The organism is Kitasatospora sp. NPDC049258 (genome assembly GCF_040678895.1).
In the GTDB taxonomy this organism is placed as follows: domain Bacteria; phylum Actinomycetota; class Actinomycetes; order Streptomycetales; family Streptomycetaceae; genus Kitasatospora.
The window spans coordinates 201,254-214,042 of the sequence record NZ_JBFAQT010000003.1 but is presented as its reverse complement, the minus strand read 5'-3'; the positions used below and the strand labels follow the sequence as shown (position 1 = coordinate 214,042).

The window sequence follows — 12,789 nt, the reverse complement described above, 5'->3', positions numbered from 1 at the left end:
GCCAGTAACAGGAAACTGTCTGCGACAGAGCTTTGAAGATCACCCCGCTCGCGGGGCGGCTAGCCCAGCACCGTGAAGTGGTTCAGCACCGTGGTGAAGCGCTTCTGGCTGTCGGTGCGGTCCTTGTCCGGACCGGCCGACAGGACGTCGTACGAGGTGCCGCTCTCGGTCTTGAACTCGGCCTCCTTCAGGTACCGCCGGGTGCCCGAGCTGTCCGCCGTCGTGTAGCTGAACTCCCAGACCGCGCCCGGGAAGCCGTTCACCTTGACCTCCGCCAGCTGCTCCCGCTTGTAGCCCTGCCGGTTCTTGTTGACGCTCTGCTCCATCTCCTGGAAGTGCTGGAGCGGGCTCAGCGACTGGCCGACGGTGACCGCGAACTGCAGGTAGTGCACCTTGCCGTCCGGGCTGTAGTAGATCTCGCTGCCGTCCACCGTCCGCACCCAGGTGCCGCCGGTGGAGGGCAGCAGGAAGCGGAACCCGGCCGGGTCGTCGACCCACTGGTAGCCGGCCGGCGCCGGGTCCGGGGCGGCCAGGCCGGTCGGCGCGCTGTCCGCGCCGGCCGAGGTGCCGCCACCGCCGCGCTGGTGGTCCAGCACCACGTACGCGCCCCCGCCCACCAGCGCGGCGGTGACCAGCGCGATCAGCGCCGGGCGCAGCCGGCGCCGGCGGCGCGGCGCCGCGGGCGGCGCCTCGACGGCCGCCGACTCGGCCACGGGCACCACCGGGACGGTCGGCCCGGTCGGCTCCGCCGGCGTGGCGGGCCGGTCCTGGGTCCGATCGACCACCGGCACCAGTCCGGTCGGGACCTGCTCGGGCACCCGGCCCCTGATCCCCACGGTGTGCCCGGCCACCACCTCGTTCAGCATCCGCAGCGCCTCGTCCGCGCCGGGCCGCTGCGCCGGGTCCTTGGCCAGCAGCGCGGCCAGCACCGGGCCGAGCGCACCGGCCTTGGCCGACTCCGGCAGCGGCTCCTCGACCACGGCGGTCAGGGTGCCCAGCGGGCTGTCCCGGCGGAACGGCGACGTGCCCTCCACCGCGGCCCAGAGCGTGGCGCCGAGCGCCCACAGGTCGGAGGCCGGCCCGGGCCGCTCACCCTGGGCGCGCTCCGGCGCCAGGTAGTCCGGCGAGCCCACCAGGTCGCCGGGGCGGGTCAGTTCCACCGCACCCGCACCCTCGAACTTGGCGATCCCGAAGTCCAGCAGCACCACCCGGCCGGTGTTGTGCTCCAGCAGCACGTTGGCCGGCTTGACGTCCCGGTGCAGCACCCCGAGCTGGTGGCCGCGGTGCAGGGCGGCCAGCACCTGCACGCCCACCTCGGCGGCCTCCTGCGGGCGCAGCTCGCCGTCCTGGCTGATCACGTCGGCCAATGAGCGGCCGTCCACCAGCTCCATCACGATCCAGGGGCGGCCGTCCTGCTCCAGCACGTCGTGGATGGTGATCACACCGGGGTGCTTGATCCGGGCGGCGGCCCGCGCCTCGCGCTTCATCCGGGTCTGCAGGATCTCCAGATCCTCCTCGGACAGATGGCTGACGGTCAGCTCCTTGACCGCGACGTCGCGGTCCAGCATCTCGTCCCTGGCCCGCCAGACGGTGCCCATCCCACCCCGGCCGAGGCGCTCCCCCAGCGCGTACCGTCCGGCCAGCAGCCGGCCCGTCCCCACCCCTGCCGACTGGTCCTGTCCGCCCATGGCGACCGCTCCCCCTCCTCAGTCCACCGTCACCCTGACGGAGGTTCCGGTGCACCGCAGACTCACCGCCCGGACATCTTCGGGCCCAGCCTAGGCGTACCCCGGCGGGGCCGGAATCCCCGGCCCGGCCCACCCGGCCGATTCGCGGCCGCCACCCGCTCAGCCGGCCACCAGCACCACCGCGGCGAGCGCCGCCAGCAGGGCCACCAGCACGCCCCCGAGCAGCAGCGGCCCGAGCAGCGCCGGCGGTACCAGGGAAGCCCGGTGACGGTGCGTCAGTTCGGTGCTCGGCCCCTCCTCGGCCCGGCGCCGACCCCCCGGGCGCCGGTACGGCAGCACGGGGCCGGCCGGCCGGCGGACCGGGAGCAAGGGCGCGAAGGCCACCGATTCGGGTCCGAACGGTTCGGGTGCGCCCGCCAGCAGCTCCCGCAGCTCCTCCTGCACCTGCGCGGCGCCGGGCCGGGCGGCGGGATCGGCCGCCAGCAGCCGCTCCACCAGCGGCCGCAGCGGCCCGCAGCCGTCCGCCGGGTGCGCCCGGCCGTCCCGCACGGCGGTCAGCAGGGTCGGCAGGTCGTCCTCGGGGAAGGGCCCGTACCCGGTCAGCAGCCGGTACAGCAGCACGCCGAGCGCCCAGCAGTCCGCCGCCGGGCCCGCGTCCGGCGGCCAGCGCTCGGCCCGGGGGCCGAGCAGCACCGCCCGTGCCTCGTACACCCGGCGGGGCACCGGCCCGCCGAGCGCCGAGCACAGCGTCTCCTCGGCCACCCCGAGCAGCAGGCCGCCGAGCATCGCGGCGCCGTCCTCGCAGACCAGCACCGAGGCGGCGGTGACGTTGCCGTGCGGGAGCCCGGCCTCGTGCAGCGCGCGCAGGGCGCCGGCCAGGTCCGCGGCAAGCTCCGCCACCCGGTACGGCGGCACCGGCCCGTGCACCGCCAGCTCGGCCAGCCGGGCGCCCGGCAGCCGCTCCTCGGCGACCCAGAGCAACTCCCCTTCCGCCACCGCCTCGACCCCGGCCAGCAGCCGCGGGTGACGGGGTGCCCCGGCCACCTCCGCCGCCACCCGGTGAGCTATTCGCGCGCCGTACTCCGGGTCCGGCTCGGCTCCCGGCCGACCGGGGATCAGCAGCTCCGGCAGCTCGAGCGCGTGCAGCAGCACCTGGCCCCCGGTCCGCAGGTCCTGTGCGGCCACGCCGACCTCCGGACGGTCCGTCACCCGGTACCGCCCGGCCACCACCTGCCCCGGGGCCGCTCGCATCGCATGTTCCTCTGGAAGGGGGTCGGGCTGCTCGTACCGGTCAGGGTACGTGGCCCCGCCCTGGGTAGGCTCCGCCCATGGACTGGACCGACCTCATCGACGCCGGCTTCGACCTGCTGGGCCACGGCGGCACCGACGCCAGGGCCGCCGCGGTGCGCGGCGTGGAGGCCACCGTGACACCTGGCGAGCAGCCGGTCGCGGCCACGGCCGGCCGCCACCCGGACCACTTCCGCAAGGGGGTCCTGGTGCTGACCACCCATCGGCTGCTCTTCCTCAAGGACGGCAAGCCCCCGCTGCCGGTTGCGCTGGCCGCGGTCACCGACACGACGGTCACCAGGACCAGGCTGAACGGCGAGGTGCTGCGGGTGGTCGCGCTCACCGGCTCGCACCGCTTCGAGGAGGTGGCCAAGGCCGAGTTCTTCGCCCAGCAGATCCGTGAGGCGGCCCTCGCCGCCCGGCGGGCGGCCGCCGAGCCGCCCACGGCCGCCCCGGCGGCGGTGGGCCCCGGGGCCGACCTGCTCGACCAGTTGGAGCGGCTGGCCGCGCTGCACGCGGCGGGCGCGCTCACCGCGGAGGAGTTCGGCCGGGCCAAGCAGCGGCTGATCGGGTGAGCCCGCGCGGCGGGGCCCCGCCGGGCGTGTCGTCAGGCCGGCCGGGGCGCCGTCAGGGCGCCGGCTGGAAGCTCTCGAAGCCGACCCGGCGGGCGTCCGCGTTGGCGGCCGAGCCCCAGTCGGCGTCCGGCACCGTCCAGTAGAGCGCGTAGCCGTACTTGCCGTCGCCGGTGACGAAGCCGCGGTTCAGCGAGTGCATCCGGGTCTTGCTGCCGAAGGTCCACTCCCAGTCGGCCGCGTTGGTCCACTGCCGGTAGGTGATCGCCTTCAGATCCACGCGCTGGTAGTTGCTGCCGCCGTTGCCGTCCTTCTCGCTGCTCACCCAGTCGTCGTACGCGCTGCCGTGGGCGGGGCTCGTCCAGTCGACCATCAGCTTGACGCCGTTGCCCTTGAACTGGCGGCTGGTCGCGTCGTAGTCGGGGCCCTGGTCGGTCAGCCAGTCCGGCAGGTTGATGCTGAAGCCCGACGGGTCGCGGTAGGTCCGGTACCCGGCGGGGGCGGGCGGGACGGCGCCGGCACCGGTGCCGGTGCCGCTCCCAGCACCGGTGCCGGTACCGGTACCGGTGTTCGGCTGGCCCGTCCCGGAGGCGGACGCGGCGGGCGAGCCCGCTCCGGCGGCCGGGGCGGAGGCGGGCGGCGGGGTGGTGGCGGCGCTCTGGCCGCCGGCCCCGGCGGCAGGGCTCTGGGCCGCCGGGCTCTCCGGGCCGGCCTGGGTGCCCGGAGCGGCTCCGGCCGCGGTCCCGGGGCCGCTCCGGGCGGCCGCGCCGTCGGTGCCCTTGCCGCCCCCGCGCATGGCCAGTGCCACCACGGCTATCAGGGCCAGCACGAACACCACCGCGCCGACAGCCAGCTTGAGCCGGCGCCGGTCCTTGGCGGCCGCGGGGACGGGGGGAAGCACCTCGGTGACCGGGGCCGGGGCCGCGGGGGCCGCGGGCACGGTCAGCGGCGGCGCCGGGATCGGCGCCGGGGCCGAGGCCGACCGGCTGCCCACCCGGACGGTGCCGAGCAGCCCGATCGCACCGGCCCGGCCGTCCTTCGACGCGTCCTCGGCCACCGGCTTCGACCCGGGCTTCGCCCCGGCCTGCTGCGCGGGCACCACGGCGGCGGCACCCGCGGCGGCCGCGGCGGCCGGCTTCGAGCCGGACTTCGGCGCGGACGCCGACCCGGGCCTCGACCCGGGCTTCGACCCCGACGTCGACTCGGCCTTCGCCCCGGACTTCGAGGCCTGCTCCGGCTCCGCCGCCGAGGACCCGTCAGCGGGCTTCACCGGCACCGCCTGCTGGGTGGTGGCCTCGGCCCGGGCGACACCGGCGGCGACGATCCGCTTGAGCCTCGACCGGGTCTCGGAGGCGTCCAGCCGCAGCGCCGGATCCTTCTCCAGCAGCCCCTCGATCACCGGCCACAGCGGCCCGGCCTTCTCGGAGGCGGGCAGGTCCTCGGTCATCACGGCGGTCAGGGTGGCGAGCGCCGAGCCGCGGTCGTACGGCGGCTTGCCCTCGACCATGGCGTACAGCGTGCCGCCCAGCGACCACAGGTCGGACGGCGGGCCGGGCTTGTGGCCCTTGGCGCGCTCGGGCGAGATGTACGAGGGGGCGCCGACCAGCATGCCGGTGGAGGTGATCGAGGTGTCGCCCTCGACGCTGGCGATGCCGAAGTCGGTGAGCACCACCCGCCCGTCCTCGCCGATCAGCACGTTGGACGGCTTGACGTCCCGGTGCAGGATCCCGTGGCTGTGCGCGGCGCCGAGCACGCCCAGCAGGTCGAGCGCGATCTCGGCGGCACGGACCGGGGTGAGCGGGCCGTCCTCCTTGATCACCTCGGCCAGCGAGCGGGACTCGACCAGCTCCATCACGATCCAGGGCCGCTCGTCCTCCTCGACCACGTCGAAGACGGTGACGGCGGCGGTGTGCCGGATCCGGGCGGTGGCCTTGGCCTCGCGCAGGGTGCGGACGATCAGGCGGTGCTTCTCCTCCTCGTCCACCCCGCCGTGCATGCGCAGTTCCTTGACGGCGACGATCCGGCCGAGCATCTCGTCCTCGGCCCGCCAGACCGTGCCCATGCCGCCGCTGCCGAGCACCGCCTTGAGCCGGTAGCGCCCGGCCAGCAGTCGGCCGGTGGACTCCTGCGCCTGGGTCATCGGTGCGCTCCCCCATGTGTTGCTGGCCCGCGTGCTGCTGCCGGTCGAAGTGACGGCGCATCGGCCCCGCGCGGGCACAACCCGGGGACGTCGCCCGCGCACCCGGCGCCCGGATCCAAGACGCCAAGTCTCCATCATCCCCTGTTCCTTCGGTCGCCGACCACCCGCCCCAGGGGTTGGCCATGAAGATCCGTACCGGAAGCGGGCATTCCGTACCCGACCCGTGACCGGAAACAGCCGCTCAGGGGGTGTGCCGCGCACAGAGTCTCCCCTAGGAAGGCACCATCACCACACCTGACGACCGGTCCGACGAAACAGGGCCCCCGCCGAGGCGGAGGCCCTGTCGGATCGCACGAACCGTCAGCCGTGGTGCAGCGCCGGGTTCACCGTGACCTCGACGCGCTGGAACTCCTTGAGCTCCGAGTAGCCCGTGGTGGCCATCGCGCGGCGCAGCGCGCCGAACAGGTTCATCGTGCCGTCCGGGGTGTGCGAGGGACCGGTCAGGATCTCCTCGGTGGTGCCCACGGTGCCGAGGTCGACCCGCTTGCCGCGCGGCAGCTCCTCGTGCACGGCCTCCATGCCCCAGTGGAAGCCCCGGCCCGGCGCGTCGGTGGCCCGGGCCAGCGCGGCACCGATCATCACCGCGTCCGCGCCGCAGGCGACCGCCTTGGCCAGGTCGCCGCTGTAGCCGACGCCGCCGTCCGCGATCACGTGCACGTAGCGGCCGCCCGACTCGTCCATGTAGTCCCGGCGGGCCGCGGCCACGTCGGCCACGGCGGTGGCCATCGGGACCTGGATGCCGAGCACCGTACGGGTGGTGTGGGCCGCGCCGCCGCCGAAGCCGACCAGCACGCCGGCCGCGCCGCTGCGCATCAGGTGCAGGGCCGCGGTGTAGGTGGCGCAGCCACCGACGATCACCGGCACGTCCAGCTCGTAGATGAACTGCTTGAGGTTGAGCGGCTCGGCCGCGCCGGAGACGTGCTCGGCGGAGACCGTGGTGCCGCGGATCACGAAGACGTCCACGCCCGCGTCGACCACGGCCTTGGAGAACTCGGCGGTGCGCTGCGGGGAGAGCGCGGCGGCGGTCACCACGCCGGAGTCGCGGACCTCCTTGATCCGCTGCCCGATCAGCTCGGCCTTGATCGGCTCGGCGTAGATCTCCTGCAACCGGCGGGTCGCGGCGGCCTCGTCGGCCAGCTCGGCGATCTCGTCCAGCAGCGGCTGCGGGTCCTCGTACCGGGTCCACAGGCCTTCGAGGTTCAGCACCCCGAGGCCGCCCAGGTTGCCGATGGCGATGGCCTGCGCGGGCGAGACCACGCTGTCCATCGGCGCCGCCAGGAAGGGCAGCTCGAAGCGGTAGGCGTCGATCTGCCAGGCGATCGAGACCTCCTTCGGGTCACGAGTACGGCGGCTGGGGACGACGGCGATGTCGTCGAATGCGTACGCCCGGCGGCCGCGCTTGCCACGCCCGATCTCGATCTCAGTCACTTCGAGCCCTTCTGCTGCTTCCATCTGCCTGCCGGGTCACCCCGGCCGCCCCCCAGTATCCCGTACCGGCCCGCCCGGGCGCGGCACCCGGCCGAGGGGCGGACCGCGGGCCGCCCGCGGGCACGCCGAAGGGCCCGCCACCGCACGCGGTGACGGGCCCCGAAGCCGGCCGGTCGGATCAGCGGCTGGTGTAGTTGGGCGCCTCGACGGTCATCTGGATGTCGTGCGGGTGGCTCTCCTTGAGGCCCGCCGAGGTGATCCGGACGAACCGGCCCTTGCTCTCCATCTCCGCGACGGTGGCGGCACCCACGTAGCCCATGGTCTGGCGCAGGCCGCCGACCAGCTGGTGCAGCACCGCCGAGAGCGGGCCGCGGTAGGGCACCTGGCCCTCGATGCCCTCGGGGACGAGCTTGTCGTCCGAGGCCACCTCGGCCTGGAAGTAGCGGTCCTTGGAGTACGAGCGGCCCTGGCCGCGGGACTGCATGGCGCCCAGCGATCCCATGCCGCGGTAGGACTTGAACTGCTTGCCGTTGATGAAGAGCAGCTCGCCCGGGGACTCCTCGCAGCCGGCCAGCAGCGAGCCCAGCATCACGGTGTCGGCACCGGCGGCCAGCGCCTTGCCGATGTCGCCGGAGTACTGCAGGCCGCCGTCGCCGATCACCGGCACGCCGGCCGCCTGGCAGGCGAGCGCGGCCTCGTAGATCGCGGTGACCTGGGGGACGCCGATGCCGGCGACCACCCGGGTGGTGCAGATGGAGCCGGGGCCGACCCCGACCTTCACGCCGTCCACGCCGGCGTCGATCAGCGCCTGGGCGCCGTCCCGGGTGGCGACGTTGCCGCCGACCACGTCGACCGCGACGGCGGACTTGATCTTCTCGATCCAGGCCAGCGCGTTGTGGCTGTGGCCGTGCGAGGTGTCCACCACCAGGAAGTCCACACCGGCGCCGACCAGGGCCTGGGCCCGGTCGAAGGCCTCGGCGCTGGCGCCGACGGCGGCGCCGACCAGCAGCCGGCCCTCGGAGTCCTTGGCCGCGTTCGGGTACTTCTCGGCCTTGACGAAGTCCTTGACGGTGATCAGGCCCTTGATCCGGCCCTCGTCGTCGACCAGCGGCAGCTTCTCGATCTTGTGGCGGCGGAGCAGCCCGATCGCGTCCTCGCCGGAGATCCCCACCTTGCCGGTGATCAGCGGCATCGGGGTCATGATCTCGCGGACCTTGCGGGCCCGGTCCGACTCGAAGGCCATGTCGCGGTTGGTGACGATGCCCAGCAGCTTGCCGTCCGGGTCCGCGATCGGCACGCCGCTGATCCGGAACTTGGCGCACAGCGCATCGGCCTCGGCCAGCGTGGTCTCCGGGCCGACCGTGATCGGGTCGGTCACCATGCCGGACTCGGAGCGCTTCACCAGGTCGACCTGGTTGACCTGGTCCTCGATCGACAGGTTGCGGTGCAGCACGCCGACGCCGCCCTGGCGGGCCATCGCGATTGCCATCCGGGACTCGGTGACCTTGTCCATGGCGGCGGAGAGCAGCGGAATGTTCACCCGGACGTTGCGGGACACCCGAGAGGAGGTGTCGACCTGGTTGGGCATCACCTCGGAGGCCCCGGGAAGCAGCAGGACGTCGTCGTACGTGAGCCCGAGCATCGCGAACTTCTCGGGTACGCCTGCGGCGTTGTAAGACATCTGAAGGGACCTTCCGTGGCGTGGCCGTCGATCTCGGGCACGACCGGCGAGGGTTACCGGCCGGGTGGCTCTCTCAGCTGGGCGGACGACCGCGGTACGGCCACGTCCCACCCGCGCGCACCGGCACAGGGCTTGGCCACCAAGACGCCGGGCGGCTGGAGGAACCTCCAAGGGATCCCCGAGCGCACCCACGGAACTTTGGCAACCTGACCAGGTGCCGATACCCCATGGTACTGGTGTCACGAGCGATCGACTCGCGCCCCCTTGACAACAAGGGGATCAGGAGGACTCTTCCGCCAGTGCCCGCAGCCGGCTGAGCGCCCGGTGCTGGGCGACCCGGACGGCGCCCGGCGACATCCCCAGCACCTCCCCGGTCTCCTCCGCGGACAGCCCGGCGGCCACCCGCAGCAGCACCAGCTCGCGCTGGCGGGCCGGCAGGTTGGAGAGCAGCTCGCGGATCCACGCGGCGTCGCTGCTGAGCAGCGCGCGCTCCTCCGGGCCGAGCGACTCGTCGGGGGTCTCGGGCAGGTCGTCCTGCGGGATCACGGTGGAGCCGGGGCCGCGCATGGCGGCCCGCTGCAGATCCGCGATCTTGTGCGCGGCGATGCCGTAGACGAAGGCCTCGAACGGGCGGCCGGTGTCGCGGTAGCGCGGCAGCGCGCACAGCACGGCCACGCAGACCTCCTGCACCACGTCGTCCACATGATGCCGGGCGCCGCCCGGCAGCCGGACCAGCCGGCCCCGGCAGTAGCGCAGGGCGAGCGGATGGACGTAGGCCAGCAGTGCGTCGATCGCCGGGCCCTCGCCGCGCACGGCGGCCGCGACCAGCGAAGCGACCAGTGGAGAGGTGCCGGCGCCGAGCACCGGGGCTCTGACCTCGACCGCGTCCGCGTACGACGGGTCGACACCCTGGCCGTCGGGGACGGCCTCGTCGGCCTGGGCCGGCTCGGGCTGGGTCTCGCCCGAAGCGGTGGCCTCGTCGTCACGCATCGGTCCATGGTGCCTGGTCGGAGCGGAAAACGCGGCACCGCGTCCGGACTTGTGCATCGGAACGTTATGCGTCGCCACTGTGCGCACCGTGCCGCCTCCCGCCCCACTGGCTGCCGCCCGCTGCGGCAACTCTTGCTTCCGCAGCACCTGTCCGCTGGTCCCCGAGGTGCTCCACTACTCCATGGTGCAGCCTCGGGACGACAACGTCACACGCCCGTACGGTTACCGTGTCGGATACCCAGCCGCACGCGGCTCAGCGGACCAGGCCCCAGCGGAAGCCGAGGGCCACCGCGTGCGCCCGGTCCGAGGCGCCGAGCTTCTTGAACAGCCGCCGCGCGTGGGTCTTCACCGTGTCCTCGGAGAGGAACAGCTCCCGGCCGATCTCGGCGTTGCTCCGACCGTGGCTCATCCCCTCCAGCACCTGGATCTCACGGGCCGTCAGGGTCGGGGCCGCCCCCATGTCGGGGCTGCGCAGCCGCCTGGGGGCGAGCCGCCAGGTCGGGTCGGCGAGCGCCTGGGTGACGGTGGCCCGCAGCTCGGCGCGCGAGGCGTCCTTGTGCAGGTAGCCGCGGGCCCCGGCGGCCACCGCGAGCGCGACACCGTCCAGGTCCTCCGCGACGGTGAGCATGATGATGCGCGCGCCCGGGTCGGCGGACAGCAGCCGCCGGACCGTCTCCACCCCGCCGAGGCCGGGCATCCGGACGTCCATCAGGACGAGGTCGGAACGGTCGGCCACCCAGCGGCGGAGGACCTCCTCACCGTTCGTCGCAGTGGTCACCCGGTCGACACCGGGCACGGTCGCGACCGCCCGGCGAAGCGCCTCCCGGGCGAGCGGGGAATCGTCGCAGACGAGTACGGATGTCATGACCGTCCTCCGCAGCAGATCCGCGTCACGTTGAGCCTCCTGGCTGGTACGAACACTCTCCGACACGGCCGATTGGCGACGGACCTCGTACGGATCGCCGGGTGTCCCCGCGATCGTTCCCGACGTCCAGCGCCCGCTAACCGCCTCCGCACATCCAACGACCGTCACTCGAATGAGTTACGGCCTTCAGGGCCATCTCCACCACTGTACGTGGCCGGACCGTTACCGATCAGCCACCTCGCGGTGCACACGCCGCACTTTTGTGCTGATCACGCGCGGTGCACGCGCCACGCGCGCCACGGAGCGAAGGACGGCGCACCCGGGGCCACCCGGTTGTCAGATCGCGACCACTCAAACGTCCTGCCCCTTTTGCCCGTATTTATAGCTTATGGAGGGTCATTGACTGTTGTGCCGGACTGTGGATGACTTGTTCCAGTAGGTGCCGTAAGTCATATTTCCAGGTGTCCGTACCGGTCCATCGCCGCCTCGCCGAACCGACGGGTCCGAGTCCTTGAAGGGAATGAGCCATGGCAGATTTCTCCCGCCTCCCCGGCCCCAACGCAGACCTCTGGGACTGGCAGCTCTCCGCCGCCTGCCGCGGTGTCGACAGCTCGCTCTTCTTCCACCCCGAGGGCGAGCGCGGGGCGGCCCGCAGCTCGCGCGAGGCCAGCGCCAAGGAGGTCTGCATGCGCTGCCCGGTACGGGCGCAGTGCGCGGCGCACGCCCTGGCCGTCCGAGAGCCGTACGGGGTCTGGGGCGGGCTGACCGAGGACGAGCGCGAGGAGCTGCTCGGCCGGGCCCGCCACCGGCTGGCCGAGGTGCAGCTGACCAGACCGGCCGGCCTGCGGCACTGACCGCGCGTCCCGAGAATTGCAGAAACGTTTCTTCCGAACGGCTCGACAGCTCGGAGCCGTGAATCCGCTGGAGCCCTGACCGGGCCGCCGGTGCTCAGCGCACGGCGGCCGCGTCCGTGAGCCGGTCCAGCATCAGCGCGACCGCCGGCACCTCGGCCAGGTCCGGCAGGGTCAGCGCGACGACCTGCCGTACCGCGGGCCCGCCCGAGGCCGCCCGCACCGGGACGGCCGCCACGCCGGGGTGCCGCACCGAGTCCAGGGCGAGCCTGGGCAGCACCGCGACACCGAGACCCGCAGCGACCAGGCCCACCACCGCGGGGTAGTCGTCGGTGGCGAAGTCGATCCGCGGCGAGAAGCCCGCCGCCTCGCAGAGTTCCACCAGGTGGCCGCGGCACTGCGGGCAGCCCGCGATCCACTGCTCGTCCGAGAGCTCCACCAGGTCCACCGGGCGCCGGGCCCCCGCCAGCGGGTGGGCGATCGGCAGCAGCCCTACCAGCGGGTCGTCCAGCAGCGGGCGGACCACCAGGTCCGACCAGTCCGTCGCGGCCGCCGAGGCGGCGGCCTCCAGGGTCGCCTCGGCCCGGGCCTCGCGCGCGGTGGCGTGCGGGGACGCCTGCGGCACCCCGCCCTGCGAGTCCGGGTAGCGGAAGGCCAGCGCCACCTCGCACTCGCCGCCGCGCAGCATCGCCAGCGACTCCGGCGGCTCGGCCTCCACCAGCGACACCCGGACCCCCGGATGGGCGGCGCGCAACTGGGCGACCGAGGGCGGCACCAGGGTGGAACTCGCGGTCGGGAAGGACACCAACCGCACCCGTCCGGCCCGCAGGCCGGCGATCGCGGCCAGCTCCTCCTCGGCCGCGGACAGCCCGGCGAGGATCCCGGTGGCGTGCTTGACCAGCACCCGGCCGGCCTCGCTGAGCTGCATCCCCCGGCCCGAGCGGACCACCAGCGGGGTGGCCACCGCCTTCTCCAGCGCCTTCATCTGCTGGCTCACCGCGGGCTGGGTGCAGCCCAGCTCGCGCGCGGCGGCGGAGAAGGAGCCGGTCCGGGCGACGGCGCGCAGGACGCGGAGGTGGCGGGCTTCGATCATGCCTCAGTTATAAGGCAGGCTTTGCTTCAGGTAAAGCTGCACTGATGGCAGCCGTGCGGCGTGGTCCACCGTACCGGGCCGGGTGCCACGCCCCGGACGGCCCGGAACGCCGGAGGCCCGGCCGCGCCGAAGGG

At 73.9% G+C, this 12,789-nt stretch carries 10 protein-coding genes; 2 read left to right on the top strand and 8 right to left on the bottom strand.

Annotation, left to right across the window (positions count from 1 at the left end):
• Window positions 1-59: 59 nt before the first annotated feature.
• Together AB0K43_RS04340 and AB0K43_RS04335 are read right to left on the bottom strand one after the other, a co-directional pair.
• Window positions 60-1,688 carry a serine/threonine-protein kinase gene (locus tag AB0K43_RS04340; RefSeq protein WP_363635590.1) on the bottom strand — a complete coding sequence of 543 codons (1,629 nt, stop codon included), beginning with the start codon at window positions 1,686-1,688 and terminating at the stop codon, window positions 60-62.
• A 159-nt stretch (window positions 1,689-1,847) separates the two neighbouring features.
• Complete coding sequence (locus tag AB0K43_RS04335) at window positions 1,848-2,939, bottom strand: protein kinase (RefSeq protein WP_363635588.1); 1,092 nt, start codon at window positions 2,937-2,939, stop codon at window positions 1,848-1,850.
• A 77-nt stretch (window positions 2,940-3,016) separates the two neighbouring features.
• Between AB0K43_RS04335 and AB0K43_RS04330 the strand changes: the two genes are divergently transcribed.
• The gene (locus AB0K43_RS04330) at window positions 3,017-3,550 is read left to right on the top strand and encodes an SHOCT domain-containing protein (RefSeq protein ID WP_363635586.1); all 534 of its coding nucleotides are present in this window, start codon (window positions 3,017-3,019) and stop codon (window positions 3,548-3,550) included.
• 52 nt (window positions 3,551-3,602) lie between these two features.
• Here AB0K43_RS04330 and AB0K43_RS04325 read toward each other — a convergent pair whose 3' ends face one another.
• From AB0K43_RS04325 to AB0K43_RS04305, 5 genes are all read right to left on the bottom strand, one after another.
• A complete protein-coding gene (locus tag AB0K43_RS04325) occupies window positions 3,603-5,687 on the bottom strand; it encodes a serine/threonine-protein kinase (protein WP_363635584.1) in 2,085 nt (694 codons plus the stop codon).
• A gap of 360 nt (window positions 5,688-6,047) precedes the next feature.
• A complete protein-coding gene (locus tag AB0K43_RS04320; RefSeq protein WP_363635582.1) occupies window positions 6,048-7,175 on the bottom strand; it encodes a GuaB3 family IMP dehydrogenase-related protein in 1,128 nt (375 codons plus the stop codon).
• Window positions 7,176-7,353: 178 nt separating this feature from the next.
• Window positions 7,354-8,856 carry an IMP dehydrogenase gene (gene guaB / locus AB0K43_RS04315; RefSeq protein ID WP_363635580.1) on the bottom strand — a complete coding sequence of 501 codons (1,503 nt, stop codon included), beginning with the start codon at window positions 8,854-8,856 and terminating at the stop codon, window positions 7,354-7,356.
• A 279-nt stretch (window positions 8,857-9,135) separates the two neighbouring features.
• Window positions 9,136-9,846, bottom strand: a complete 711-nt coding sequence (gene shbA / locus AB0K43_RS04310; RefSeq protein WP_363635578.1) for an RNA polymerase sigma factor ShbA — start codon at window positions 9,844-9,846, stop codon at window positions 9,136-9,138.
• 253 nt (window positions 9,847-10,099) lie between these two features.
• Window positions 10,100-10,711 (bottom strand): response regulator transcription factor, encoded by a 612-nt coding sequence (locus AB0K43_RS04305; RefSeq protein ID WP_014136228.1) that lies wholly within the window; start codon window positions 10,709-10,711, stop codon window positions 10,100-10,102.
• A 527-nt stretch (window positions 10,712-11,238) separates the two neighbouring features.
• Here AB0K43_RS04305 and AB0K43_RS04300 point away from each other — a divergent pair.
• Window positions 11,239-11,565 (top strand): WhiB family transcriptional regulator, encoded by a 327-nt coding sequence (locus tag AB0K43_RS04300; protein WP_033817678.1) that lies wholly within the window; start codon window positions 11,239-11,241, stop codon window positions 11,563-11,565.
• A gap of 94 nt (window positions 11,566-11,659) precedes the next feature.
• On the opposite strand, the gene AB0K43_RS04295 is transcribed toward AB0K43_RS04300, so the two are convergent.
• The gene (locus AB0K43_RS04295; RefSeq protein WP_363635576.1) at window positions 11,660-12,655 is read right to left on the bottom strand and encodes a LysR family transcriptional regulator; all 996 of its coding nucleotides are present in this window, start codon (window positions 12,653-12,655) and stop codon (window positions 11,660-11,662) included.
• Between the last annotated feature and the right edge of the window lie 134 nt (window positions 12,656-12,789).

Excerpts from the sequence above, each read along its gene's own strand:
- AB0K43_RS04340 (WP_363635590.1), bottom strand. The coding sequence starts at position 1,688 with ATGGGCGGACAGGACCAGTCGGCAGGGGTGGGGACGGGCCGGCTGCTG.
- AB0K43_RS04335 (WP_363635588.1), bottom strand. The coding sequence starts at position 2,939 with ATGCGAGCGGCCCCGGGGCAGGTGGTGGCCGGGCGGTACCGGGTGACG.
- AB0K43_RS04330 (WP_363635586.1), top strand. The coding sequence starts at position 3,017 with ATGGACTGGACCGACCTCATCGACGCCGGCTTCGACCTGCTGGGCCAC.
- AB0K43_RS04325 (WP_363635584.1), bottom strand. The coding sequence starts at position 5,687 with ATGACCCAGGCGCAGGAGTCCACCGGCCGACTGCTGGCCGGGCGCTAC.
- guaB (WP_363635580.1), bottom strand. The coding sequence starts at position 8,856 with ATGTCTTACAACGCCGCAGGCGTACCCGAGAAGTTCGCGATGCTCGGG.
- shbA (WP_363635578.1), bottom strand. The coding sequence starts at position 9,846 with ATGCGTGACGACGAGGCCACCGCTTCGGGCGAGACCCAGCCCGAGCCG.
- AB0K43_RS04305 (WP_014136228.1), bottom strand. The coding sequence starts at position 10,711 with ATGACATCCGTACTCGTCTGCGACGATTCCCCGCTCGCCCGGGAGGCG.
- AB0K43_RS04300 (WP_033817678.1), top strand. The coding sequence starts at position 11,239 with ATGGCAGATTTCTCCCGCCTCCCCGGCCCCAACGCAGACCTCTGGGAC.
- AB0K43_RS04295 (WP_363635576.1), bottom strand. The coding sequence starts at position 12,655 with ATGATCGAAGCCCGCCACCTCCGCGTCCTGCGCGCCGTCGCCCGGACC.